The organism is Luteibacter yeojuensis, assembly GCF_011742875.1.
Lineage (GTDB): Bacteria > Pseudomonadota > Gammaproteobacteria > Xanthomonadales > Rhodanobacteraceae > Luteibacter > Luteibacter yeojuensis.
Map to the genome: position 1 here is coordinate 1,705,108 of NZ_JAAQTL010000001.1, position 24,135 is coordinate 1,729,242.

The 24,135-nt window shown below is 65.0% G+C and carries 22 protein-coding genes; 8 read left to right on the forward strand and 14 right to left on the reverse strand.

Annotation, left to right across the window (positions count from 1 at the left end; all coding sequences use genetic code 11):
• Window positions 1-23 precede the first annotated feature (23 nt).
• Window positions 24-2,825 (reverse strand): S8 family serine peptidase, encoded by a 2,802-nt coding sequence (locus tag HBF32_RS07775; protein WP_166699108.1) that lies wholly within the window; start codon window positions 2,823-2,825, stop codon window positions 24-26.
• 205 nt (window positions 2,826-3,030) lie between these two features.
• Between HBF32_RS07775 and HBF32_RS07780 the strand changes: the two genes are divergently transcribed.
• From HBF32_RS07780 to HBF32_RS07800, 5 genes are all read left to right on the forward strand, one after another.
• Window positions 3,031-4,206: a thiolase family protein gene (locus HBF32_RS07780; RefSeq protein ID WP_166699109.1), complete on the forward strand. Its 1,176-nt coding sequence runs from the start codon at window positions 3,031-3,033 to the stop codon at window positions 4,204-4,206.
• A 156-nt stretch (window positions 4,207-4,362) separates the two neighbouring features.
• Entirely contained in the window at window positions 4,363-4,746 is a 384-nt protein-coding gene (locus tag HBF32_RS07785) for a hypothetical protein (RefSeq protein WP_166699110.1), read from the forward strand.
• A gap of 135 nt (window positions 4,747-4,881) precedes the next feature.
• Window positions 4,882-6,489 (forward strand): carboxyl transferase domain-containing protein, encoded by a 1,608-nt coding sequence (locus tag HBF32_RS07790; protein ID WP_166699111.1) that lies wholly within the window; start codon window positions 4,882-4,884, stop codon window positions 6,487-6,489.
• 164 nt (window positions 6,490-6,653) lie between these two features.
• On the forward strand, window positions 6,654-7,997 hold the full coding sequence (gene xseA, locus HBF32_RS07795; protein ID WP_166699112.1) for an exodeoxyribonuclease VII large subunit: 1,344 nt from the start codon (window positions 6,654-6,656) through the stop codon (window positions 7,995-7,997).
• A 95-nt stretch (window positions 7,998-8,092) separates the two neighbouring features.
• A complete protein-coding gene (locus HBF32_RS07800) occupies window positions 8,093-9,523 on the forward strand; it encodes an aldehyde dehydrogenase family protein (RefSeq protein ID WP_166699113.1) in 1,431 nt (476 codons plus the stop codon).
• On the opposite strand, the gene HBF32_RS07805 is transcribed toward HBF32_RS07800, so the two are convergent.
• The gene (locus tag HBF32_RS07805) at window positions 9,510-10,883 is read right to left on the reverse strand and encodes an FAD-containing oxidoreductase (RefSeq protein WP_166699114.1); all 1,374 of its coding nucleotides are present in this window, start codon (window positions 10,881-10,883) and stop codon (window positions 9,510-9,512) included. The two genes, HBF32_RS07800 and HBF32_RS07805, sit on opposite strands and share 14 nt — an antisense overlap.
• Window positions 10,884-11,093: 210 nt before the next feature.
• Here HBF32_RS07805 and HBF32_RS07810 point away from each other — a divergent pair, with 210 nt between their 5' ends.
• Window positions 11,094-11,273 (forward strand): hypothetical protein, encoded by a 180-nt coding sequence (locus tag HBF32_RS07810; RefSeq protein ID WP_166699115.1) that lies wholly within the window; start codon window positions 11,094-11,096, stop codon window positions 11,271-11,273.
• A 28-nt stretch (window positions 11,274-11,301) separates the two neighbouring features.
• Here the strand turns inward: HBF32_RS07810 and HBF32_RS07815 are convergent, their stop codons facing one another.
• Together HBF32_RS07815 and HBF32_RS07820 are read right to left on the reverse strand one after the other, a co-directional pair.
• Window positions 11,302-11,625, reverse strand: coding sequence for a hypothetical protein (locus HBF32_RS07815; protein WP_166699116.1), 324 nt, complete (start codon window positions 11,623-11,625; stop codon window positions 11,302-11,304).
• Between the two features lie 87 nt (window positions 11,626-11,712).
• Window positions 11,713-12,711, reverse strand: coding sequence for an SOS response-associated peptidase family protein (locus HBF32_RS07820; RefSeq protein WP_240147801.1), 999 nt, complete (start codon window positions 12,709-12,711; stop codon window positions 11,713-11,715).
• 72 nt (window positions 12,712-12,783) lie between these two features.
• Between HBF32_RS07820 and HBF32_RS07825 the strand changes: the two genes are divergently transcribed.
• Both HBF32_RS07825 and HBF32_RS07830 read left to right on the forward strand, forming a co-directional pair.
• Window positions 12,784-13,980 carry an acyltransferase family protein gene (locus HBF32_RS07825; protein WP_166699118.1) on the forward strand — a complete coding sequence of 399 codons (1,197 nt, stop codon included), beginning with the start codon at window positions 12,784-12,786 and terminating at the stop codon, window positions 13,978-13,980.
• A gap of 385 nt (window positions 13,981-14,365) precedes the next feature.
• Window positions 14,366-15,112: an SGNH/GDSL hydrolase family protein gene (locus tag HBF32_RS07830; protein WP_166699119.1), complete on the forward strand. Its 747-nt coding sequence runs from the start codon at window positions 14,366-14,368 to the stop codon at window positions 15,110-15,112.
• On the opposite strand, the gene HBF32_RS07835 is transcribed toward HBF32_RS07830, so the two are convergent.
• The 10 genes from HBF32_RS07835 to HBF32_RS07880 form a co-directional block, all read right to left on the reverse strand.
• A complete protein-coding gene (locus tag HBF32_RS07835) occupies window positions 15,093-16,058 on the reverse strand; it encodes a hypothetical protein (RefSeq protein WP_166699120.1) in 966 nt (321 codons plus the stop codon). The genes HBF32_RS07830 and HBF32_RS07835 overlap by 20 nt on opposite strands.
• Before the next feature lie 6 nt (window positions 16,059-16,064).
• Window positions 16,065-16,661 (reverse strand): putative phage tail protein, encoded by a 597-nt coding sequence (locus HBF32_RS07840; RefSeq protein ID WP_166699121.1) that lies wholly within the window; start codon window positions 16,659-16,661, stop codon window positions 16,065-16,067.
• The gene (locus HBF32_RS07845) at window positions 16,658-17,827 is read right to left on the reverse strand and encodes a baseplate J/gp47 family protein (RefSeq protein WP_166699122.1); all 1,170 of its coding nucleotides are present in this window, start codon (window positions 17,825-17,827) and stop codon (window positions 16,658-16,660) included. Before HBF32_RS07845 ends, HBF32_RS07840 begins: the two co-directional genes overlap by 4 nt.
• Window positions 17,828-17,896: 69 nt before the next feature.
• The gene (locus tag HBF32_RS07850; RefSeq protein WP_166699123.1) at window positions 17,897-18,346 is read right to left on the reverse strand and encodes a phage GP46 family protein; all 450 of its coding nucleotides are present in this window, start codon (window positions 18,344-18,346) and stop codon (window positions 17,897-17,899) included.
• Between the two features lies 1 nt (window position 18,347).
• Window positions 18,348-18,728: a hypothetical protein gene (locus tag HBF32_RS07855; RefSeq protein WP_166699124.1), complete on the reverse strand. Its 381-nt coding sequence runs from the start codon at window positions 18,726-18,728 to the stop codon at window positions 18,348-18,350.
• A gap of 8 nt (window positions 18,729-18,736) precedes the next feature.
• Complete coding sequence (locus HBF32_RS07860; RefSeq protein WP_166699125.1) at window positions 18,737-19,291, reverse strand: phage baseplate assembly protein V; 555 nt, start codon at window positions 19,289-19,291, stop codon at window positions 18,737-18,739.
• Window positions 19,288-20,355, reverse strand: a complete 1,068-nt coding sequence (locus HBF32_RS07865) for a phage baseplate assembly protein (RefSeq protein ID WP_166699126.1) — start codon at window positions 20,353-20,355, stop codon at window positions 19,288-19,290. Before HBF32_RS07865 ends, HBF32_RS07860 begins: the two co-directional genes overlap by 4 nt.
• Window positions 20,356-20,358: 3 nt before the next feature.
• Window positions 20,359-21,747, reverse strand: a complete 1,389-nt coding sequence (locus HBF32_RS07870) for a DNA circularization N-terminal domain-containing protein (protein WP_166699127.1) — start codon at window positions 21,745-21,747, stop codon at window positions 20,359-20,361.
• Window positions 21,744-23,738: a phage tail tip lysozyme gene (locus tag HBF32_RS07875; RefSeq protein ID WP_166699128.1), complete on the reverse strand. Its 1,995-nt coding sequence runs from the start codon at window positions 23,736-23,738 to the stop codon at window positions 21,744-21,746. The genes HBF32_RS07870 and HBF32_RS07875 overlap by 4 nt, the downstream gene beginning before the upstream one ends.
• Before the next feature lie 105 nt (window positions 23,739-23,843).
• On the reverse strand, window positions 23,844-24,134 hold the full coding sequence (locus HBF32_RS07880) for a phage tail assembly protein (RefSeq protein ID WP_205287718.1): 291 nt from the start codon (window positions 24,132-24,134) through the stop codon (window positions 23,844-23,846).
• Window position 24,135 lies beyond the last annotated feature (1 nt).

A 24,135-nucleotide genomic window follows, 5' to 3' on the forward strand; every position in this document is an offset into this window, starting at 1 on the left:
TATAGCGGCTCCCACAGGGGGTGTTACCAGTTCATCCGGAACGACGCCCGAGCGGAGCGCGAGTGATCGCGATCGGCAAAGCGCTGGTCCACGTCGAAGCCCAGCTGCGTGTGCGCGCTCATGTCCAGCGAGAGGTTCAGGCCTGCCGTGCCGGCACGGCGCGAGAGGCCGATGCCTTCCACCGGCGCCCACTGCGCGAAGCCGGTATACCGCGCCGCGAACACCTCGCCCTTGGTGGCGAATGCGTTCTGCCAGCCCAGTTTCGCGCTGAGCTGCAGTTTGCCGGCCGAGGTCAGCCACGAGCCGCCCGCGCGCAGGCCGAAGCCCGCCTGCCAGCGCGAGGTGGTGTGCCCGTCCGCCGCCAGGCCGAAGCCGTCGCCGCCGTTTTCCTGGAAGCCGTCGCGGCGGATGCTCGCGTACTGCACGTTCGCGAACGGCGTGAGGGTGAAGGCGCCCGCGTTCGTGCGGAAACCCACTTCGCCATACGCCGCGTTGTAGCTGCCGTTGAGATCGGCGCCGGCGAACGCCGCCTGGTCGCCGAAACGCAGCATGCGCTGCATGCTGCCGCGGAAGCTGCCGTAGCCCACCTGCCCTACGCCGTACCAGTTCGCACCGCGCGAACCGGCATAGAACATGCCCTGCGTGGCGTGCGTGCGCTGGCGGTCGAAACTGCCGTTCAACTGCCCGTTGCTGCTCATCTGCGCCACGGCGACGCCGGCGAAGCCGTTGTTGCCGAAACGCACGTCGTGACCGACGAGGCCACCGTCGAGGTTGAACCCGACGTTGCCGAACCCGCCACGGCTGAGCCCACCCTGATAACCCAGGGACTGCGTCCATGAACCCGTGCCCTGCTGGTCCAGGTGCGCCATCAGCGCATCGTTGCCCGCGTCGATGCCGGCCAGCGTGACCGCCGTGCCGGCCGCGTACAACTGGCCCGACAGGGATTCGAGCGAAGCCTGGGCCGTCTGCGTGTCGCGCGACTGCTGGATGCCGCCTGCGGCGAGCAACGTACCCTGCGCGACGGCGGCGGCCGAGGCCGGAGACGACAAGGCGTGGTCGAGCTGGCCGAAGGCCGCGTCGAGACGGGGCGCCGAGGACAACGCCGCGGCCGAACGCGACATCGTCTGCGATGCGACCTTCACGACCGTGATGGTCGAGGTATCCACCCAGACCTCGGTAGGCGTGTATTGCAGCGTGGTCGACAGGAACACGCTGGGATCGGTCGAGAGGCTGGCGAACGTGCCGGAGACGATACCCGCCGACAGCACCGCCTGGTGCGAGGTCTTCACGTAACCGTCGGTCACGCCCGACACATGGAAGTCGCCATCGAGCGTGGCGGTGCCGCTGACGACCAGCGGCGCACCAAGCACCTCGCGCAACTGGCCGGTCGGGCCCTGGGTAAAGTTGCCGTGGATCTGCGTGCCCGCGGCCGTCGACTGCAGCATGCCGTCGTTGGTCACCGAGCCGCCGATGTTGCCGCGTGCCAGCAGCATGCCGGTGTTCTGGATGGTGGCCGAACCCGGGAAGAACCCCGTGGAGTCCAGGGTGGCCCCGTTTCCGATGCTGCTGTTGCCGCTGAAGGTGTTGCCGCCGTTCGACAGCACCAGCGTGCCGATGCCGTTGACGCTGAAACCGCCGGAACCCGCGATGGGATTGGAAAAGGCGACGACGTTCCCGTCCAGGTCGACCGGCAGCCCGCCCCAGTCCACACGGCCCGGGCCGTGGATGGCCTTGCCCACGTTCAGGCGGCCGTATCCGTATACGGGATCCGGCCCGGTGGCGCCGAGATCGTCGGCCGTGCCGAGGATGATCTGGCGTACCGCGTCCATGGAAAGCGTCGGGAACACGCCTTTCACCACCGCCGCCGCGCCGGATACCTGGGGCGCGGCAAACGAGGTGCCCGTGCCTTCCACATAGGTCAGGTTGGACGCGGTGGCGGTCGGCGCCAGCGCGACCACGCCACCCGGCGCGGCGAGGCAGTAATCCATCGCGATGCCGCAATGGTTGGAGTACGAGGCGATGGTGTCGAGGTGGTTGCTGTCGAGCGCGACGACGGTCAGCCAGCCCTTGTCGAGTCCGGCGACGCGGCTAGGCAGCGTGGCGATCGTTGACGGATTGGCTTCGCCCTTGTTGCCGGCGGCGAACACATAGAGCGTGCCGGACGCGGCCGAGGCATAGGCATTGGCGAAGCTCGTCGTCGTGGCGGTATCGGTCGCGTCCCAATACACGCCGTCCCAGGAGTTGTTGATGATCGACGCACCGGCGGCGATCATGTCGTTGTTGATCTGGCCGAGCGGATCGGCCGATGTCACCTTGTTTCCCTGGCCCGAACCATCGTCGGCGGGAGACTTGTCGGCGATGATGCGCGCCGATACGAGGTTCGCGGCCGGTGCGATGCCGCCCGCGAAATAGCCCGTGGTAACGCCCGCGGCGATTTCCGCGACGACGGTGCCGTGGCCCAACACGTCGTCGACGGCCACATTGTTCACCGCCGGATCGACGTAGACCTTGCTGACCTTCACACGGCCCTCTAGGGCCGGATTCGTGGTCGTGACGCCCGAGTCGACGATCGCGATCGTGACGTCGCCGCCCTTCGCGCCGGCATCCTGCGCGGCCTTGGCGTTCGTGCCGGAGAGCTGCACATCGGCGGGAAAGCTGAAGGTGGGTGCCGTCGGCGGAGGGGAAGGCGGCGGAGGCTCGACGATCGGCGGCACGTTGTAGTTCGTGCGGGAGTTTCCACCTCCACCGCCACACGCGGTCAGGCCCATACCGACGGCAATAGCCAGCGCGATGTCGCGCCGACGCGGCAGATTGATCGTATTCACGTTGTCCCCTGGTTCGACGTCAATGTCAGCGCCTTCAGGCCCCTGGGCGCCCCTGCGCCGATAGTGCCACACCTTTTTAAGGAAAATATCAACCCCGCCCGATGCCCCTCGCTGCGGCGCGGATTGCCCCGCCCGGGGTCGCAGGCGATACTTGCAGGGTTTTCCGCCCCCAAAAGGCGGCCATCCGAGTCTTATGGAGTACCCCATGTCCGACATCGTCATCGCGGGTGCCAAGCGCACCGCCATCGGTTCCTTCCTCGGCCAGTTCACCGGCGTGCCGACGCCGAAGCTGGGCTCCGTCGCCATCAAGGCCGCGCTCGAGCAGGCCGGCATCGCAGCCGCCGACGTAAGCGAAGTGATCATGGGTTGCGTGCTGCCGGCCAACCTCGGCCAGGCCCCGGCCCGCCAGGCATCCCTCGAGGCCGGCCTGCCCACCGCCACCGGCTGCACCACCATCAACAAGGTGTGCGGATCCGGCATGAAGGCGATGATGCTCGGCCACGACCTGATCAAGGCCGGCTCGGCCGGCATCGTGGTGGCGGGCGGCATGGAGTCGATGACCAACGCGCCGCACATGGTCGCCGCGCGCACCGGCATCCGCTACGGCGACGGCCAGCTCGTGGACCACATGGCATGGGACGGCCTGACCAATCCGTACGACGGCAAGGCGATGGGTGTCTTCGGAGAGCAGTGCGCGGACAAGTACCACTTCTCCCGCGAGGAGCAGGACGCTTATGCGATCGCCTCCGTGGAGCGCGCGCAGGCCGCACAGAAGAGCGGCGCCTTTGCCAACGAGATCGTTCCGGTGACGGTGCAGGGCCGCAAGGGCGCACAGGATTTTGCCGAAGACGAGCAGCCGGGCCGTTCCGACGTCGCGAAGATCCCGACCCTGCGCGCCGCCTTCCGCAAGGAAAACGGCACGATCACGGCCGCCAGCTCCTCGAGCATTTCCGACGGCGCGGCGGCACTGGTCCTCCTTTCCGCCGACGACGCCAAGGCGCGCGGCGTGACTCCGCTGGCCCGCATCGTCGCCCACGCGACCCATTCGCAGGAGCCGGAATGGTTCACCACCGCCCCGGTGGGAGCGATTTCGAAGGTGCTGGAGAAGGCCGGGTGGACGACGGACGAGGTCGACCTTTTCGAGGTCAACGAGGCGTTCGCGGTGGTTCCCATGGCGGTGATGCGCGAACTGGGCGTGCCCCACGACAAGATCAACGTGCACGGCGGCGCCTGCGCCCTGGGCCATCCGATCGGTGCCAGCGGCGCCCGCATCGTGGTCACTCTTCTCAATGCGTTGACAGCCCGTGGGGCAAAAAAGGGCGTCGCCGCGCTCTGCATCGGTGGCGGCGAGGCAACGGCGATCGCCATCGAGGTGGTGTGAAGCCGGCGTCGAAAGGCGCTATTCCCGGAACAATCACGCCACATGGATAGGGTTTAATGCGCCCTGAAGCGACTTGGCTCGATATGTAGCTAACCAGGTACAACTGAGCTATTAATACGCCCGCCTGACGGCATTCCACGGTTAAGGAGAAACACAATGAATTTGACGCGTACCCTTCTCGCCTCTGCGCTCGTCGCGCTTCTGGCAGCTTGCAGCAACGGCGCGCAGGATTCCGCGCAAGACGCCCAGAAGTCGGCCGCCGATGCCCAGCAGCAGGCGGACAAGGCCCAGCAGGCCGCCGACCAGTCGCAGAACGCCGCGACCAACCAGGCTGCCGACCAGGCTCAGCAGGCTGCCGACCAGGCCAAGGACGCCGCTTCGCAGGCCCAGCAGGCCGCTTCGGCCTCGACTGCCGGCGGTGCTTCGGACATGGCGAAGGACGCCGCTTCCAACGCCGCGGACCAGGCCGACAAGTCGGCTGACCAGGCGAAGGACGCTGCCGATAACGCCAAGGATGCTGCGGACGACAGCAAGAAGTAAGCCTTCCCGGTTTATTTCGGTATCCAGGAACGGCCACCTCCGGGTGGCCGTTTTCTTTTGCCCTGACGCAACGCAGCGTTTTCGCCAAAGCCCCGCCCGGTATCATGGACGTTTCGTCCTCGCGCGACCGCTCCCATGCCTATCCTCTCCTCGCAACTCGATACCCGTTCCGCCGAATTCCAGGCGGCGAGCCTGCGCCTGCGCGCGCTGACGGAAGACTTGCGCGAAACCCTGCGGCTTACCGGCGAAGGCGGCGGGACGAAGGCACGCGAGAAACACGTCGCGCGCGGCAAGCTGCTCCCGCGCGAACGCATCCGCGCGCTGCTCGACCCCGGATCGCCCTTCCTCGAGATCGCTCCGCTCGCCGCCCACGGGATGTATGACGGCGCGGCGCCTGCCGCCGGCGTCATCGCGGGCATCGGTCGCGTGATGGGCCACGAAGTGGTGGTGCTGGCGAACGACGCCACCGTGAAGGGCGGCACGTATTTCCCCATGACGGTGAAGAAGCACCTGCGCGCACAGGAAGTGGCGATGGAAAACCGCCTCCCCTGCGTTTACCTCGTGGATTCCGGCGGCGCCTTCCTGCCCCTGCAGGACGAGGTGTTCCCCGACCGCGAGCACTTCGGCCGCATCTTCTACAACCAGGCGCGGATGAGCGCGCAGGGCATCCCCCAGATCGCGGTGGTGATGGGCTCCTGCACCGCCGGCGGCGCTTACGTGCCGGCGATGAGCGACGAGACGATCATCGTGCGCGAACAAGGCACCATCTTCCTCGGCGGCCCCCCGCTGGTGAAGGCGGCGACCGGCGAGGTGGTGGATGCCGAAGCACTGGGCGGTGCCGACGTGCATACGTCGGTCTCCGGCGTCGCCGATCATTTCGCCGAGAACGATGCCCACGCGCTGGCCATCGCGCGCGACATCGTCGGTTCGCTCAACCGGGTGAAGAAGCAGCCGCTGGCGGTGCGTCCGCCAAGGGAACCGCGCTTCGCCGCCGAGGAATTGTATGGCGTGATCCCGGAAGACACGCGGCGTCCGTTCGACATCCGCGAGGTGATCGCCCGCCTCGTCGACGATTCCGAATTCCACGAGTTCAAGGCGCGCTACGGCAAGACCCTGGTGACCGGCTTCGCCCATATCCATGGTTACCCCGTGGGCATCGTCGCGAACAACGGCATCCTGTTCGGCGAGTCGGCGCAGAAAGGCGCGCACTTCATCGAGTTGTGCAACCAGCGCAACGTGCCGCTGGTGTTCCTGCAGAACATCACCGGCTTCATGGTGGGTCGCAAGTACGAGAACGGCGGCATCGCGAAGGACGGCGCAAAGATGGTCACGGCCGTGGCCTGCTCGCACGTGCCGAAGTTCACCGTGGTGATCGGCGGCAGCTTCGGCGCAGGCAACTACGCCATGTGCGGCCGCGCCTATGGCGCGCGCTTCCTGTGGATGTGGCCGAACGCGCGGATCAGCGTGATGGGCGGCGAACAGGCCGCCTCGGTGCTCGCCACCGTGCGCCGCGACGGCATCGAGGCCGGCGGCGGCCAGTGGAGCGCCGAGGACGAGGAAGCTTTCAAGGCGCCCATCCGCGAACAATACGAGCACCAGGGCCATCCTTATTACGCCAGCGCGCGGTTGTGGGACGACGGCATCATCGACCCGGCCGATACCCGCCGCGTCCTTGGCCTGGCGATCTCGGCCTCGCTCAACGCACCGATCGAACAAGGCCGCTTCGGCGTCTTCCGCATGTAGCGCCCCCTGTAGGAGCCGCTACAGCGGCGAGGGAAATCTTGCCACGGTGTCGCGAGGTTCCCTCGCCGCCATAGCGGCTCCTACACGTGACATGAACATCAAGAATGTGACCTAAGTCCCTGCCCCATCGACATTCCCGGCCGCCGTGCTAACCTCGGCGGCCCATGTCCGACTTCGACGCCCCGGCACGCCAGATCTTCACGCCCTCCGGCCTCAACCGGCTGGTGCGCGATCTGCTGGAAGACGCCCTGCCCATGGGCGTTTGGATCGAGGGCGAGCTTTCCAATGTGGCGCGGCCCGCGTCCGGGCACGTGTACTTCACCCTGAAGGACGCCAACGCCCAGGTCCGCTGCGCCATGTTCCGCACGGCCGCGTCGCGGCTGCGCTTCCGTCCCGTCGACGGCATGCACGTGCTGATGCGCGCCAAGGTCGGCCTGTACGAGGCACGCGGCGAGTTCCAACTGGTCGCCGACCACATGGAACCCGCCGGCGAGGGCGCCTTGCAACGCGAGTTCGAGCAGTTGAAGGCACGGCTCGGCGCCGAAGGGCTGTTCGCGCCGGAACGGAAGCGTGCCCTGCCCGCCTTTCCACGCCGTATCGGCGTGATCACTTCGCCGTCCGGCGCGGCGATCCGCGACGTGCTGAGCGTGCTCGGCCGTCGCTTCGGCCTCGCCGAAGTCGACGTCCTGCCGGTGCCGGTGCAGGGTCGCGAGGCGCCGCCCGCGATCGCCGCCATGCTTCGCCGTGCATCGGCCAGTGGCCGCTACGACGTGCTGCTCGTGACGCGCGGCGGCGGTTCGCTGGAAGACCTCTGGGCGTTCAATGACGAAAGCGTGGCGCGAGCGATCCATGCCAGCGCCGTTCCCGTCGTGTCGGCGGTGGGCCACGAGGTGGATTTCACGATCGCCGATTTCGTCGCGGACCTGCGCGCGGCCACGCCGTCCGCGGCCGCCGAACTGCTCGTGCCCGACGCCGCGGATGTCACCCGCCAGCTGGAACGCCTTCGCCAGCGCATGGCGACGCTCGTCACGCGCCGCCTCCAGGCCGCCGCGCAGCGTGCCGACCATTGGCAGGCACGGCTTAACGCGCAACGCCCCCAGGCCCGCCTGGCGCGCGATGCGCAACGGCTCGAATCCCTCCGCCGCCGGCTCTTCGTCCTCGTCAGCCAGTCGAATCATCTCCGCCGCGCACGTCTGGAACGCTTGCAGACGAGGCTCGCGGCCCAGCATCCGCGGCTGCGCCTGACGCCGTCGCGCACACGCCTGGCCGAGCTGCGCCAACGCATGTCGATCGCCATCTCGCGGCGTATCGAACGCGACCGTCTGCGCCTTGCCGAGCAGGGACGCACGCTGCACGCCGTCAGTCCGTTGGCGACACTGGAACGCGGCTATGCGATCGTCTTCGACGAGCGGGACGCCGTGGTACGCCGCGCCGCGGACGTCGCCATCGGCGAACGCGTTCGCGTGATGCTGGCCGAAGGCCAGATGCGCCTGCTCCGCGAAGAGTAGCGTCCGACCGCCCGCCGCACCCGTTCCGATCTCACGGGAAGTGAACGCATCGGATACGATCATGGGCGGCATTGCCATTCGGGAGGCCGTCGCCCGTGCTTCGCAAGACCTATCCCTATTACCTCGCCGGCACCGCCGTGAAAGGCAAGGCGAAACTCGACGTCATCGACAAATACACCGGCGACGTCGCCACGCGCGTCGCCCTTCCCGATGCGGCGGCGCTCGAACGGGCGATCGATGCGGCGCATGCCGCCGCCGGCCCGATGAGGCAATTCAAACCCTTCCAGCGCCAGGCGGTGCTCGAACATTGCGTGGCGCGTTTCCGCGAACGCCGCGACGAGTTGGCTTATGCGCTCTGCGTGGAAGCGGGCAAGCCCATCAAGGACTCGGTGGGCGAGGTGGAGCGGCTCATCGACACCTTCAAGATCGCCGCCGAGGAAGCGGTCCGGATCAACGGCGAAACGCTCAATCTCGAGATCTCCGCGCGCACGGCCGGTTACCACGGGTATACGCGCCGGGTGCCGCTCGGGCCGGTGGCCTTCATCACGCCGTTCAACTTCCCGCTCAACCTCGTGGCGCACAAGGTGGCGCCGGCGATCGCCGCCGGATGTCCGTTCGTGCTGAAGCCGTCCGAACGCACGCCGCTGGGCGCGCTGATCATCGGCGAGGTGCTCGCTGAAACCGACCTGCCGAGAGGCGCCTTCTCCATCCTGCCGATGACCGGGCGCGACGCCGAAGCGCTGGTGACCGACCCGCGATTGAAGCTGCTGTCGTTCACCGGCGGCCTGGTCGGCTGGGACCTCAAGGCGAAGGCCGGACACAAGAAGGTCGTACTCGAACTGGGCGGCAACGCCGCCTGCATCGTGGATGCCGACCAGGGGCCGCAACTGGATGCCGTGGTCGATCGCCTCGTCTTCGGCGCGTTCTACCAGTCGGGACAGAGCTGCATCAGCGTCCAGCGCATCCTCGTGCACGACGACGTGTACGACGCGTTGCGCCGCAAGCTGGTGGCCAAGGTGAAGGCCCTGAAGGCCGGCGATCCCAAGAAGAAATCCACCTTTCTCGGCCCGATGATCGATACCGCCGCGGCGGAGCGGCTCGAAAGCTGGATCGTCGAGGCGAAGAAGGCGGGCGCGCGACTCCTGTGCGGCGGCGGGCGCAAGCGTGCGATGCTCGAAGCCACCCTGCTGGAAAACGTGCCGCGCGAGGCGAAACTGCAGCGCATGGAAGCCTTCGGCCCCGTCGCCGTCCTGCAACGCTTCATCAGCTTCGACGAAGCCATCGCCGCGGCCAACGACTCGGACTTCGGCCTGCAGGCCGGCGTGTTCACCAACGATCTTCGCCATGCGATGCGCGCGTGGGACGAACTCGAACAAGGCGGCGTCATCGTGAACGATGTGCCGAGCTTCCGCGTGGACAACATGCCCTACGGCGGCACGAAGTCGTCGGGCATCGGGCGCGAAGGTGTGCGCTACGCCATCGAGGACATGACGGAAACGCGGTTGCTGGTGATCAGAGAGGCTTGAGCTCCCCGACCACGGTCGGAATCAACTCCGATACCGTCGGGTGGATCGGCATGGCCCACTGCAGGACGCCTATGGAGGCGTCGGCGTTCATCATGTCGAGGATCCCGTGGATGGCTTCGTCCCCGCCGGTCCCCAGGATGGCCGCGCCAAGGATCTTCTTCGTGTCCGCGTCCGCCACGATCTTCATGAAGCCGCGGGTTTCGCCCTTCTCCACCGCACGTCCCACCCGGCTCATCGGTCGTTTCGACACGAGCAGGGGCCGGCCGCTCTTGCGCGCCTGGGCCTCGGTCATGCCGACGCGCCCCAGGGGCGGATCGACATAAAGCGCATAACCCAGTATGCGGTCGCTCACCTTGCGGTCCTCGCCATCCAGGAGGTTCGCGGCGACGATCTCGTAGTCGTTCCACGCGGTGTGCGTGAACGCGCCCTTTCCGTTGCAGTCGCCCAGGGCCCAGACGCCTTCCGCGGTGGTGGCCAGACCGTCGTCCACCGTGATGTACCCGGCTTCGTCGACGGCTACACCCGCCTTGTCCAGGCCCAGGTCGTCGGTGTTCGGGCGACGCCCGACGGCAAGCAGCAGGTGGGTGCCGACGACTTGCGGCGAACCGTCCGTGCAGTCCACCCGGACGCTCACGCCCTCGGGGTGCCTGGCGAGTGCGACGCAGCATGCATTCGTACGCACCTCGATACCTTCTTCCTCGAGGAAGGAACGAATCTCTCCGGAAACGTCCTCGTCTTCGCGCTGCACCAGTCGTGGCCCCTGCTCCACCACCGTCACCTCCGCGCCGAAGCGCCGATACATCTGCGCGAACTCGAGGCCGATGTAGCTGCCACCCACGACGACCAGATGCGCGGGGACCGATTCCAGCGGAATGATCGTACTGTTGGTGAGGTAGTCGACCTCATCGATACCGGGGAAATCGGGAACCCTCGCCCTGCCGCCGACATTGAGGAAAACCTGGGCCGCTTCGATGGTTTCGCCGTTCACTTCCAGCCTTCGCGGCCCGACGAACCGCGCATGGCCGCGGATGAAGGTGAGCCCGGGCATCCCCGCCAGCCAGTCCTCGGTATCCTTGCGCGAATCGAGGATCACCTTGCGCGCGCGGGACGCCACGGTCGGCATGTCGATCGAAACGGAACCGACACCCACGCCATAGTCGGCGCCGCGCCGGGCGATCCGCGCGGCATAGGCGCTCGCGATCAGGGTCTTCGTGGGTTTGCAACCGGTGTTGACGCAGGTGCCGCCGACCAGATGCCGCTCGACGATGGCCACCGTCTTTCCTGCCGCGACAAGGCGAAGTGCCAAGGCCGGGCCTGCCTGCCCGGCACCGACGATGATGGCGTCGAACGTACGGGACATATCGGACCTCCGGCTGCGACTGGTGACCCCGGCCCGATTCGAACGGGCGACCTTCCCCTTAGGAGGGGGCTTGCGCGTGGTATAGGAATGCGGGTTCCGGGGCGCGATGTGCTTATGCTGTGCTAATTCTACCCTAGCGGCGCCAGCGACAGACCATGGAACCCAGCCAGTAGGGAGTGATCATAGCTCCCCATCCTTGAGGACATAGACATGAGCATCAGCAACGAAGAGCTAGCGGATACCCTGCGAGTAATGGCATGGGAGAGGGCAAAGGGCGAGCTGCAGTCAACCCTGCGGACCTTCTACGGCCGCCGGGAGCAGTTCGAGGCGTTATCCCAGGCCATCGATTCGTTCGTGAAACAGGTGGAGGACGAGGGCCTGATCGACTGACCGTCACCGATTGACACAGCTGCCGATCCTATGACCGATCATCAAGCCCCTTTGGCTTACGCGGCACCGACCATCGCGTCTCGATCGCCTTCGGCCATACGGGCGCCTGCGGGTGCAGTTGGCGTGATGCTGCCCAGCGTTCAATGAAACGCTTCGCCTGCCGCTCGGAGGCCGCCCTGCTCTCGATCGCGCGCTCGGGATTCCCGTCCGGGTAGAGGCTCACCCGCCATAGGTCGCAGTTGGCAAGCTCTCGAACCATGACGAAGGGCACGCCGTTCTCCGCCGCGCCGTACTGCTGCGGCACAGGGGCACCCATGAGGACGAGTCGGGGAAGCCAGGTGACGGTGCTCATGCCGCGGACGATACCGGCGGCGAGTCTCAGGAATGTGGACGGCGCGCGAGGGGCGTGGGAGGTTTGCGCAGCAACCGACCGTCGCGGCTAAGCTTCCTCGCGCTGGACGACCTCGTGCTCATAGAAGGCGTCGATGGGATCCTCGAGGATCGCCATCATGTCGGCCAGCCGACCCGGCTGGGGGTCGAGCCAGGCGTCGAGATTTTCGGGCTTGATGGGGATGACGCAGCGGTCGTGGCCGGCGGCCTCCACCTCGGGCGGAGGGTTCCGGGTGATGGCGGCCACCGAGTAGAAGCCAGGCTCGTCGCCGTCCGGCTCCACGTAGCGCCACAGGCACGCCAGCAGCATGTCCTGCTCGGGCTCGGGGCGGAATTCGATCTCGACGGACATATCGCGCTCGCCCGGGGCAAGAGCCCGGCCCTGGAGACGGTGCAGCGACACGCTCTCGAAGAACCGCCGCGCGACCATCACGCCGTGGTTGTAGCCCCACAGCTTCCGCCACACCGTGGCGAGGGAGTCCATGCGGGCGTTGTAGGTGCCTGGCTTCTCGCGCTCCTTGGCGTCGTCCCAGCCCGGCAGGCGGCAGCGGTAGCGCATCGGCACCACGCGGCGCTCGCCGGTGGCGGGGTCGCGGATCAGCACGGGCGTGACGCCGCCGGGCCATATCCGGGCGTAGCCTTCGCCGGCAGCGCGGTCGGTCACCTGGTCCAGCTTCGCCCGCGCCCCGGCGATCTTGTTGGTGGCGACGCGCCGGTCGTTCTCGGCCTTCTTCGTGGGCTTCGGGCCGGCCAGCACCACCTGGGCGCGCGCCAGGCGCTCGGACTGCTCGGCGATCTCCTGCTCGAGCACGGCGGCGGCGTCCTGGTACGCGGCGAGGGAGACCGCGCGGGCCTCCTGCTCCTCCGGCGCCGTCGAGCCCACGAAGGCGTTCCGCATGGCCTTGGGCACGCCCTTGATCCAGACGCCCTTCTTCCGCGCCCAGCCGGCCATCTCGACGAACACCCGGAGATCCAGGTCGCCGCCGTACCGGACGTATTTTTCGAACTCTGCGAGAATCTGGGCCGAGTAGCACATGGGCGCCAGCATAGCGCGGGCACACGACATCGTCGCTGTGGGCGTCCACTATCATTCACCCACCACAGACATGGATATAACGCGTTGGACGCAAGCCACCGAGCCCACGGCAAGAATCTGGACATCGAAGTCCTACGAGCCGTAGCCATAATCGGCACGCTATGGGCGCACCTCGACATCCTGTTCTATTGGGGAAGCCCGGCGCTGAAGGCGATCAGCACGGTTTTCGTTTTCTGGGGCGGTGTAGATCTGTTCTTCGCTATATCCGGCTACGTGATCACTTCATCGCTACTTCGGGCGATGGAGGACGCCGCCTCCTTACGTGATCTGGCTATTCCTTTTTGGATCCGCCGATTTTGGAGAATTGTCCCGTCCGCATGGGCATGGCTGGCAGTGACGCTCATTGCAAGCATGCTGTTCCAGCACACGGGGTATCTCGGAACACCCCGAGGAAATCTCACGGATACACTGTGGTCCGTGGCGCAGCTCGCAAACCTGCACTTCTCACGGGTTTACGCACACCTAACCGACAACTACGGCATCAACCAGGTCTACTGGAGCCTATCCCTCGAGGAGCAGTGCTACCTCGTTATGCCATTCATTCTCTTTCTAGCGAGCCGTAGCTGGTCCGTTTTTGTTCTTTTCGTCATCGTCGCTGCACAGATATTCTTATCCCGACCATTCCTCGGGACGCTTTGGTTCTTCCGCACCGATGCGCTCGCCCTAGGCGCACTCATCGCAATGGCGCGTGGCACATCCGCCTACCATCGAATCGAGCCAACCATCCTACGCAGAAGGCTGATCTCCTACGGGGCGCTTGCGGGAACGGTTCTGTTGATCGGAGCCATCGGGGGCAATTCAGGATCATTCAGTCTTGCGACTTCCGCCATGGGTGTCGTCGCAGCTGCCGCGGTGTGGATTGCCAGTTACGACCGGGATTACACGATGCCACGTGGGCCGACAAAGCGACTTCTCACCTACCTCGGTGCACGGTCGTATGCGATCTACCTGATTCATATCCCGGTGTACAGAGGCCTTCGCGAAGCCACCGCAAGCATCCCTGTAGACGTCATCAGCCAAGGCTTCTATCCCATCGCGTATTTCGTGATCGCCATCGTCGCTACGCTCGCCATCTCCGAGATCAACTACCGCTATATCGAAACCCCGCTTCGTAGGTTCGGCGCCAGGATTGCGGACGCCCGTAGCCAGGGACGTCAATCGTCACCAGAGGTAAGTTCGTCCCTCACCACATCTGGGAGGTTCATTAGAAACGATGCGTAGCGCTCGTCATCCTCGGCCACCTCTCCCTGGTTAGGGTAGATAGCCGCGTCTTGCGGATTGGCGAAAACGGCGACGATGGACGCCTCTTCGGCATCGGCAAACTGAACATAAACCATCATGGGATCTCCGGCTCTTGACGTTATATATCTAACGTGGTGAACTAAGGACCAAGCAATGACGACTCCAAAAAAGCCACGAAGCCTTTCTGAACGAGTGAAGGACTCGCAGCAGAGGGTTATCGAGTCTGGTGGGCGCCGAATCTCGCCGATGGTCATCGGACCAGAGGCGACGAACGCCTTGGAATCGCTGCTTGAAAAAGGGTATGCGACCAGTGTCACAGCAGCGGTGACAAGGGCGCTGATCGACGCTGCAAAACGGGTCTAACATGACCCTGGGAGCGATCATGAAGCTTGGATTACGCATAGCGCTGGCCGCTGGGATGTTTGCGCTCGCGATTTCAGGAGACGTACTCGCCGATCACAACGTAAGGATTGGCTTTTATGGCGATTCTACCGTCTACGGAAGTACGCTAGTCGACGGAGAATATCCACAATCACCCAGCAACGAGCCGGAGATCCTTCAAGCACTCCTACAAGCGCGTTATAGGGGTAATGAATCCAGTAACGTGTACGTCGAGAATCATGGCGTTCCAGGCTCCGTTTGCTCTGACTTCCTATGGGGTCAGAACAAAGTAAAGTCGGACTGGAAGACGGAAATGGCTACCTCGCCCGTCGATATCGTCATCATGGGTACAGGAATCAATGACGCCGGACGCCTATCTTACAACGACCTGATATTTTGCTATCAGCACCTTTCTGCCATTGCCAATCAGGCCGGAAAGATATTCATCGTCGAAACCCCCAACCCAGTCGATTACGCTTGGAACAGTGACCTATGGAGCGTGGTGCACGTCGAGACGTATGCCGCATCCTCAACAGGCGCACTCCTTATTGATCAGTGGAACTACATCATGGCGTCCGTGCCGAACTGGTCTTCCATGTTAAGCGACAAGATCCACCCGAACGACTCCCTCTATTCCTTGAAGGCTGCACATACTTTCAAAGTGATCGCACCAGCGGTCGACGTAGCTATGCAGAAAAAACAAACCGGGCTCAAAACTCGAATTCCGTGACCGAGATCGTGTACGACGGCGTGCCGGCAGTGTTGCTGCTCGTGTAGTAAATCGTTTGCGGCACCGAAATCGGGAGCCTTCGGTAAGGTGCTGAGATATATCCAGGTGCTCCGAGACTCGACCCGAGTCCCTGGATACCCGCGGCCAATGCCACCGGCGTCAAGTTGATGCCAATCGTGCTCGTGGTGCTCGTTTGCACCAACACTGTGCCAGACACAAATTTTGCGTTGGGCGGAACTGCCGAAGTTATAGATAGAGCTGTCGGGGTAGTCGCTACCATTGAGCTACTGGCAAGGACCGTGACCGTCCCAATCGATATCACGCGGTCAATTTGCAATCCGGCCTTGAACTGAAGGGAACTGTTGGTAGGCCACACACTCACCAAGGCCGATGCGGTGTAGCCAGCCGGCATATTCGACCCGCCATACACTTCGGGTTGAACACCCGAAGTGGCATCCTTGCCAAGCAACGCAACAGCACCTGTGGTGGGGTTGTAGATCGCGTAGATCGCAACGTACCCGCTCGTCGGCGCGGTCCCCGTATCCATGCCTCCGGCCCCGGTCGATGCAAGGTTGATGGCTTGGTTAAGATTGCTGATGCGAAACGAAAGACCGGCCGAATTCTCGACGACGAGCTCCGCAGCAGTGAGGGTAGCCGTCGCGCTGGCCGCAGCGACAGCCATTCGCAAACCGCGTGAGCTGCCAACGACCGAAGAAGTCGACCGGATGGCTGCTGCCAACTGGTTGAAAGCGGTCTTCGATGGCGTCAGGCCGGCAGCTACCACTGCGTTTACCAGCTCCTCTTGCACGCCATTCAACCACTCGGCAGGCACAACGGTGGCGGGAACCCCGCCGACGGCGCTTCCGTCGGTGAAGAACCCGGGCGTGCCTGCCGGCGTCGGCGCGGGTGGCGTGGTGACCGATGTCGCGTTGTCGATCTGGTACATGATGCCTCACTCGAAAATGAACTGGAGGATGGTGTGCGCAGGGGAACGCGACTCGATTTCGCATACGAGAACCGCGTTACCGAACGAGCCGAGTGCTTCGCCGGCTGTCGAATGACCGGCAAGGAAAGGATTGATCGTGAATTCGGGAGCGTGGACTGTCCAAACGTAGAACCACTCTTCCGAGCCAACGTGGTGCCCCGCTCGGCTTTGCCCACAGCGAAAAGGCGCATCGTTTGCGACCGTAATCGTGTAGCCCAGGGCTTTCGCAAACTGGATGAAGTAAGGCGCGGACTGGCCTCCGCTATCAGTGAGGCGCGCGACGATCTGTTGCCGCTGCTGGGCAATCGTCGCGGACGGCCCCGCGCATGGGTCAGGTAGACCCAGCGTCTCCTGCCACTCGGGGATGAGGTCGGTTGCCGTCGCTGGGAAAGCCGTGACGAGCAGGTCGATCGCTGCTGTGCAGTTGCGCTCATACATCGGCGCGAGGCACGCCACGGCTTGCATGAGCACCGATTCCGGATCGCGCGGCCACACGCGCCCGCGCGGCAGCAGGCCCGACAGAGCCGACGTGAAGTCAGCAGAGGAATAGTTGGGAATGGTCACGGGTAAGACACCGTGCCGCGCACCGGCAGCTTGCCAGTGAGGTTCGGGATGTTCCCAGCCGGCACCGTGATGACGAATCCGGCCGTGCCGGCGATGGCTGCAATGGCGGCGTTGATCGAGGACATGTCGACATCCGTGCCGGCCTTCGGCTGACCCTGCGCCAGTAACACGGCGTCGATAGCCGAGTCGATCGCCGCCTTCGTGGCCGCAGTCGCGCCAGAAAGACCGGCAATGGTGAAATCGATGACGTTCGGCTCCGGCGCACAGACATAGACCAGGGCAGTCACGGGCTGCACAACGATGATGGCGTTGGCGACCGTGAGCTGATCGCCCGTCGCCACGGTCCCGCGGGGACCCGTATCACCCGGCCCTTCGTCGAACCGCGAAACGCCGTCCGTACCCTGCGGGAAGCCACCGTAGGCAGCCTCCGACACATCGAGCATGACGTAGACGACCACGGTACCCGCGCCAAACCCGTTGGGCGCGCACCATGCCCGCGTGACCCCAGGAACGTCCCGTGCCCACTTCACGTAATCGGACTTGGCGCCTCCCGACACTGGGTTCTGGTATGCGAACAGCATGCGCGACCGGAGCGAGTCGTTGCCCTCGACGTCGGAACCGCCAGTGAGCGCCGTTACCGCCGATCCCGTCGATTGAATTCCAACAACGGGCCCCTGAAGGGTAAGGGCCGTGCCGATCGAGGCATTGCCGAGGGCGCCCATGCCGGTCGGGTTGTTCACCGGATCGATCGGTGGAAGCACAGCCTCGATGGGCACCGTCACGAGACCAGCGCCGGATACCGTACCCTCCGCCGTTGTGCGGTAGACGTATCCATCCCCACGCGCGACGAGCGTGCCGACGGGAAGCACCGTTCCCACCTGACCAGGCCACGCAGCCGAGCCCCCGGCAGGTGTCGCCGGCTCGCGGAAGACATCCTTGAGCGCCGCCCACGCCTCGAGGAATTCGTCCGTGGCGGTGTAGGGTGTAGCCTGCAGCGCGATGTAGTCGAGGTATCCGTAGTGCAGGTGGCCCAGGCCGGCGCTCGCCTTGCCGATGACGTTGAGGTTGGAAAAGCGCAGCAGCGAATCCGCGCCAGGAAGGCCTGCCTTGATGTCGGCGAGAACCTGAGCGCGCAGCTCGGACAGCGTCGGGCGCGAAAAAGGCATCGGTGCGTCCCTTGAAAAAGAAAAGGGCCGCCGAATGGGCAGCCCGCGAAGGAATTGGTGTGGGTGCCGCTACGCGCCGATCTGCGCCCAGGCCCAGTCGAACGTAAAGGCCGTCTTCGTGCCGTCCGCATGCTGGATCGTCGCGACCAGCCGTAGCGTCGACGGGCGGGAGATGGTCGCCGTGGCCGATACCTTCGCAGCGACGTCATCGCTGACCAGCCACGCCAGCGCTTCCTCGGCGTAGCCCTTTGCCGCGGAAGCGACGGCGGGCACCAACTTCGATCGTTCCAGGAGCCACAGGCGCGATCCGATGGGGACATCCTCATCCAGGTCGCCCCACCAGCCCCGGCGATCCGTGGTGCCATCGGGGAGCACGTCCGAAGGCTCGGCGGTGCGATCCGTGAACAGGCTGATGAGTACAGCGGTCGCCAAATCGTTGCCGGAGGCAAGTGATGGACCTACCAGCACCCAGCCACCTTCCCCGCGCGATATGTCCCATACGGTCGTGATATCGGCCATGTCAAAGCCCAATGTGGCAGTTTGGGAACTTCAGCGACGCGGCAGAAAACGCGGCCTGCAGAGAAGAAATTTTGCTCGCCAACTCTTCAAGCTGAGCCACGTAGGTGACAGTGGGAAGCGTGTACGGGGTCAGGAAGCTCGTGATGAAGTTGGTGATCCACGAGACGATGTCAGCCGGGTTAAGGCCGGGCGCACTCAGCAGAACGAGGATCGGCTGAAGCTTTGCCAGTTCCGCAGTGATGGCGTCCTGTGTTGCAGCAATCGAGGCCATCGCATCGGATGCGATCTGCTGAAGCTCTTCGCAACTGGAAACCCCGTCGATACTGGCCTGCAGGTTGTTGAAGTAGTCGACGTTGAGAAGCGCGGATCCTTGCGGATTCATGGGGTGCCCTAGGTAATGTTTGTGATGATGCCGTCCTGGACGGTGACGACAGCGCCGGTTGGCGTTGAAAACGATCCAGACGCGCCGTTTCCCACCACTACGCTTCCCGTGGTCTTGACCATAGGCGTATCCAGGAGCACGCGAGCCGAGGCGTGCACCACGACTTCGGCCGCGTTATTGACCGTCACCGGTGATCCATTCGCTTCGATGACGATGCCGCCGTCCTTCGTTAATCGGATGAACTTGCCGAAGAGGTCGTAGACGATCGTCTCGCCCTCCTCCAGACTGCGTGGGCGGCTCGCCTGGTGGCCCGTTGCGATCACCACGCCGTTGCTCCTGTCCCCACTGAGGAAGAGCAGCACGGCGTCCGTGCCGGCCGGCGGGCGCGAACTGAATCCGAACTCGGCCAGGCGAGGCGTGGTGTCGCGCACCTCGAGCGGACCGAGCTTCACCTGGAGGCGCTGGGCGGGGCCGGTGTCGTCACTGACCGTGATTCGGCCTCGTCCGGCCAGCGCCTGGACCGCGCGCCTTACGCGATCGAGTGCGCCCGAAAAGCTCGTCATCGGCTCATATCCGGAATGTCGCCGAAGATCGGCTGTAGCAGGATGGGCTCGGGCTTGAACGCATCCGGCGACATGAGCATCAGCTCAGCCACCGTGCCGCGGCCCTCGCTCCGCATGAAGGACACCTGCCCGATCACGAAATCGTTGGCGACGAGCTTCAGGGTCGGCAGACTGACCGGTGCGACAGTGTTTGGTCGCCACAGGTTGCCTGCCTTATCCCGCCAGCTGTCGCAGGTGAGCCGCACGACACGCGAATGCCCGGCACGGCGAGCCATTTCCCACAGGGCACGCTTCTCCGATATCTCGTTGCCGCCGCCGCCCGCCTCAGCGATGAGAATCAAGCCGCGGTGCCGCGACACGTTCGGGTCATTGATCGTGTAGATCAGGTTTCCGCCATCGCCGAGATCGGTAAGCACATCCACCGCTTGCAGAAACACCTGGTAGGTGCTGTAGCGCTGGTCGGCCGAATACTCCACCTGAGCGTCAAGGACGTTCTGCCCCTCGGCGAATCCACTGGCTGCACGCTCCGTGCCGACCTGCGACAACTGAAGGTCGCCGGTGGGAAGGTCGTACGCCAGCAGTGCCGAATAGCGGGAGATGCGTTCGATGATCTCGAACGCCGATTCGCCCAGCATCAGGTTGAACTGCGGAATGACTGGCAGGTCCTTGACCGAGCACTGCACCCCGATGCCATAGACGCCGGCCAGTTTCTGGGCGATGCCTACGGCATCCGCGCCGCTGATCTGGCCACCGGGCCATTCCGCAGCGCAGTCAATCAGGTCGGCACACTTCGACCGGCCGACGACCGTGATGCTGTGCTCGCCGGCGCTCAGGCTGGGAACGAATCGATCGATATACCCGGTAATGACGACGTCTCCGCCAACCTCGACCGTGCACGGCGCGCCAGGCTTCGTCACAACCTGCGCCAGCTCGCCGGGATAGCGCTCGGTCAAGCCGATGCTGAAATCCGACGGCAAACGCTCGATGCCTTGCGTAATTCGGATGTCTGTCCAGCCGGAAATGGCCTGCCCACCGATTGTGAGCGTGACCTCCTCATCGAACATGGGCTACCTCGCCAGCACGCGCAGGCGCGCCGGCATGAACGCTGGGTGGATGGGGTTCGCCTCGGCGATAAGCTCATCCGCCCGCGACGGGTCCTGGTACAGACGTTGCGCCAGCGACAGCGCGGGCTGGCCAGAGCCGAAACGGAAGTCCTGAAGCGCGGCCAAGTTCTGCCCGGAGGCCGCCAGCGCATCGATGACGCCCTGCCGGAGCTCACGCAAGGCCAGGAATGAGGCATCGTCGCCAGCGTCGCCAGCAACCTCGATCTCTGCCTCGAGTGCGTCGGCCACAGATGATCGAACCGCCGAGGCATCGTCGTACGAGGACGGGACATAGGCAATGGCAGCGCGGGCCATTTCACCGAGGGCCGCGCGGCGCAGGAGTGCGGCGGTAGCGGACTGCGCGATGGCCATGGCGGCTCCCGTCTGGCCGGGGTCCGTCACCGGGTCGGCCTGATACCCGCCAAGGCCGCCGAAGATGCGCAAGGCATCGCCGGGGTTCTTGGTTACGCCCGCCAAGCTCGACGTCAGGCCCTCCACGGCGGGAGGAACCTGCGACACCGTGGACGGGTCTAGTCCTGTTACGGCGACCGTCAGCGCGGCACTCGCGGCTGCGACGGCTGCACGCCCTTCCGCCCCTTGAGCCGTGAGCGTTGCAATGGTCGTAGGCGTGGATCCGGCAGACTGGCGACTGCGCACATACGCCGAGCTGACGTTCGCGTTCTGGTACCGTCCGAAGTTACCCGTGAGCAGGCTGGCTAGGTTTGCGAGGTTCGTCGCATCGCGAGACGCCTGGCCGACAAGAACCTGAAATCCGGCTGCGGTGCTCACCACCCTCGCAACGACGGCGTTGCCGAGGCTGATCACTCCGCGCACCACGCCGAGCCCAAGATTCACAGTACGCGTGAGTGAGGAAACGAAGTCCGCCGCACTGGCCAGCCCGAGGCTATCGATGAGCGCGTCGACAAGGCTGCCGCTGGAGGGTGACACCGCCGGGAACAGGCGTTCCCCTGCCTCGACGAACGAAAACGACAGCTCGAAGTAGCGGCCTGAGTCCCAGCGCTCCACGACGCCAAGGCCGCCATCGGGGACCACGACGCGCAGCTCACCGTACGTCGGGTGGACCAGCATCCCCGGTCCCTTCTGCTCCGCCGCCGCGACCATCGCTTCGCGCTGGGCAATGACCCCACCTCCGCCATAGACGGCGCTGTCCTCGATGAGGAAGCCGACCAGGCTTATTCGACGCGCGGAGCGGCCCATATCCTCTGGGTACGGCTTGTCACGGTTCGGGTACTCGTGGATCGCCACACGGCGGCCGAAGCGTCCCTCGCCGCCCAGGACGGCGAATGGCACGCCGCGAAAGGATGCGGGCTGGAGTTCGTCGAAGAAACTCACATCGTCGCTCCCACGCCCGAATACCCGATGCGCACTGGCGCCGCCGAGGCGTTGCCCTTGGTCTTCGCCGTGGCGGTCGTGCCAGCCGGCGCATTCTTGAGTTCGACCTCGACCTTCACAGAACCGTCCTTGGCCGCCGCGCCGCTGCTATAGGGGCCGTCGGGCACGGAAAGACGCGCCGCCAGGCCGCCCCGGCGGTAAGCCTCGCCCTGGGTGTCCCGCGGGCGCTCGTAGTGCGTGGAAACGATGGCTCCAGCGGTCTGCGCATCCGCAGCCCTGCGAAGCATGTCGCCGGCCGCCCGCTCGCTGCCCTTCGTCAGCTCGTACTGGACGAACTTCAGCTGATCGGTGAGTGAGGAGCCCTGGATTCCGCGTCCGGCCCACTGCTCGAATGCCTTCTGCCGGTCAGGGTGCCACTGGGCGAGGCCGTAAGCCTTGCCGTTGTCACCCACCGCATGCGGATTCAGAGCGCTTTCGCTGCTGAGGTTGGCAGCGATGCCTGCTGCCTGTGCACGCGTCCAGCCCTGCTGCTCGAAGAAGCGCACGACGCGCGACTGCAGGCCGGCATCGACACCGGCCGCCGGCGCAGCGCCGTTGTATTTCTGGTCGTAGCCGTCGAACCGCGCAGCCTGCGCGAACTGGTTGTTCTTGAGGCCCACCGCACTTAGCAGGGAGCCAAGCGCCTTGGTGTTGTAGTGCGAAAACTTGTCGCCGAAGGTCGTGCCGTCAATGGCGTCGCTGATCTTCGTGCCGAGGTAGATCCCGCCGACGGCCCCCCCAGCGAGCACGCCGCCGCGCCCCAACGCCCCGAGGGCCGAGTTGCCCACTGCACCGTTTGCCGTCGCCGCGGCGGTCGCTGCCGCCTCCATGGCCCCAAGCTGGCCGATGTAGGTGAGGATTCCCGCGCCAGCCTTGATCAACGTCCCGGAAAGGGACACGACGCTGAGGATCAACTGCGCGTTCATCACGCCGGCGACGACGATGGCTGTATTCTTCCATCCGCCCAGCCAGTCGACCACATCCTTTACGCCCCGGCCGAAGTCGGCGATGCCCTTCCCGACGGCGCGCCAGTCGATACCATTCAGCCAGTTCCCGAAATCGCGCGCCCATGCGCCGACATTGCTGGCGATGAGTTCGCGGTTCTTCGCGATCCACGACGAAAGCTGCGTGACCAGCGGCTTGATGGCCGGGATAAGCGCGTTACCCAGCTCGTTTCGCAAGCCACGGCCGGCAGCCTCTACCTCCTCGAGGTTGTTCGCGAAGTCGGTGGCGGACTTGAGTGCCGTCCCGTCGAGCACGAGGCCGAGGTCCCGCGCACGGCGGGTGAGGCGTTCGAAGGCGTCCGGTCCCTGCCGGATCAGCGGCAGAAGCGCGGTCAGGCCGAACTGGCCGGCGACGAGGTTCTGCTGCTGGGCGTTCTTGAGTCCGTAGATGGCACCCGCGAGCGCCTTGAACTGGCCCTCTGCGTCGACGGCTCCGTCGGCGGTCTTCTTAATGCCGACCCCCAGCCGATTGAAGAGCATCAGGGCCTGCTGGTTGCGGCCGAACAGGGCGTCCTGCATCGTGTCGCCAAGGCCCTGCAGAGCCTGCGTGGCAGCGCCAGAGGACACGCCCACGAGCTGGGCCGCGCCCTCGATTTCCTGAAGGCCTTTCGTGCCGCCCCCGATGCTTTGCGCCGCGTACGTGATGCTCCGGCCGACCTTGGCCCAGCTATCGGCCAAGGCGACCACGCCACTGACCGAAGCAACGCCCGTGATGGCCGAGAGCGGTGCGACGATGGACCCCAGTCCCCGGGCGGTGGAGATGGCCGAATTACGGATGTTGCCCAGGTTCTTGCCGATCTTCTCGAACCCGATCTCTCGACCCAGACTCTTGAAGGACTTGCCCATCTCGTCGAACGGACGCGTGATGCGGCTGAGCGCGTTCTCGACCTTCCGCGCGGTCGCTGACGCCTTATCGGCGGCGCTGATGACGATGTTGAAATTAGGCATCGCTCGTCATCCTCTGCGCCTGGTCGTTCCACCAGAGCAACTCGTCCAATGTGAGGCTCCGCGCGTCACGCGGGCCCCACCCGTAAAACTTCGTGACCTCGGCGATCAGTCGTCCCCACCCGTCGGGATCTCCTGACCACCGTCGGTAAAACTGTTGAGGACCCTCGAAGCCGCCTGCAGATCACGCTGGCACAACTTTTCGACGGCACTACGCGGCACCTTGGCGACCAAGCTGATCAGCGTGATCTGGGAACCAATACCCGTTGTCGCCGCCGATGCCTTCTCCAGCTCGCCGGCGGTCGGTTCACGGAGCTTCAGCTCGGTGTATTCGATAGCGCCGTCGCCCTTGCCGATCGACACGGGCTTGATGAGTTCCACAATCTGCTCGTCTTCCACG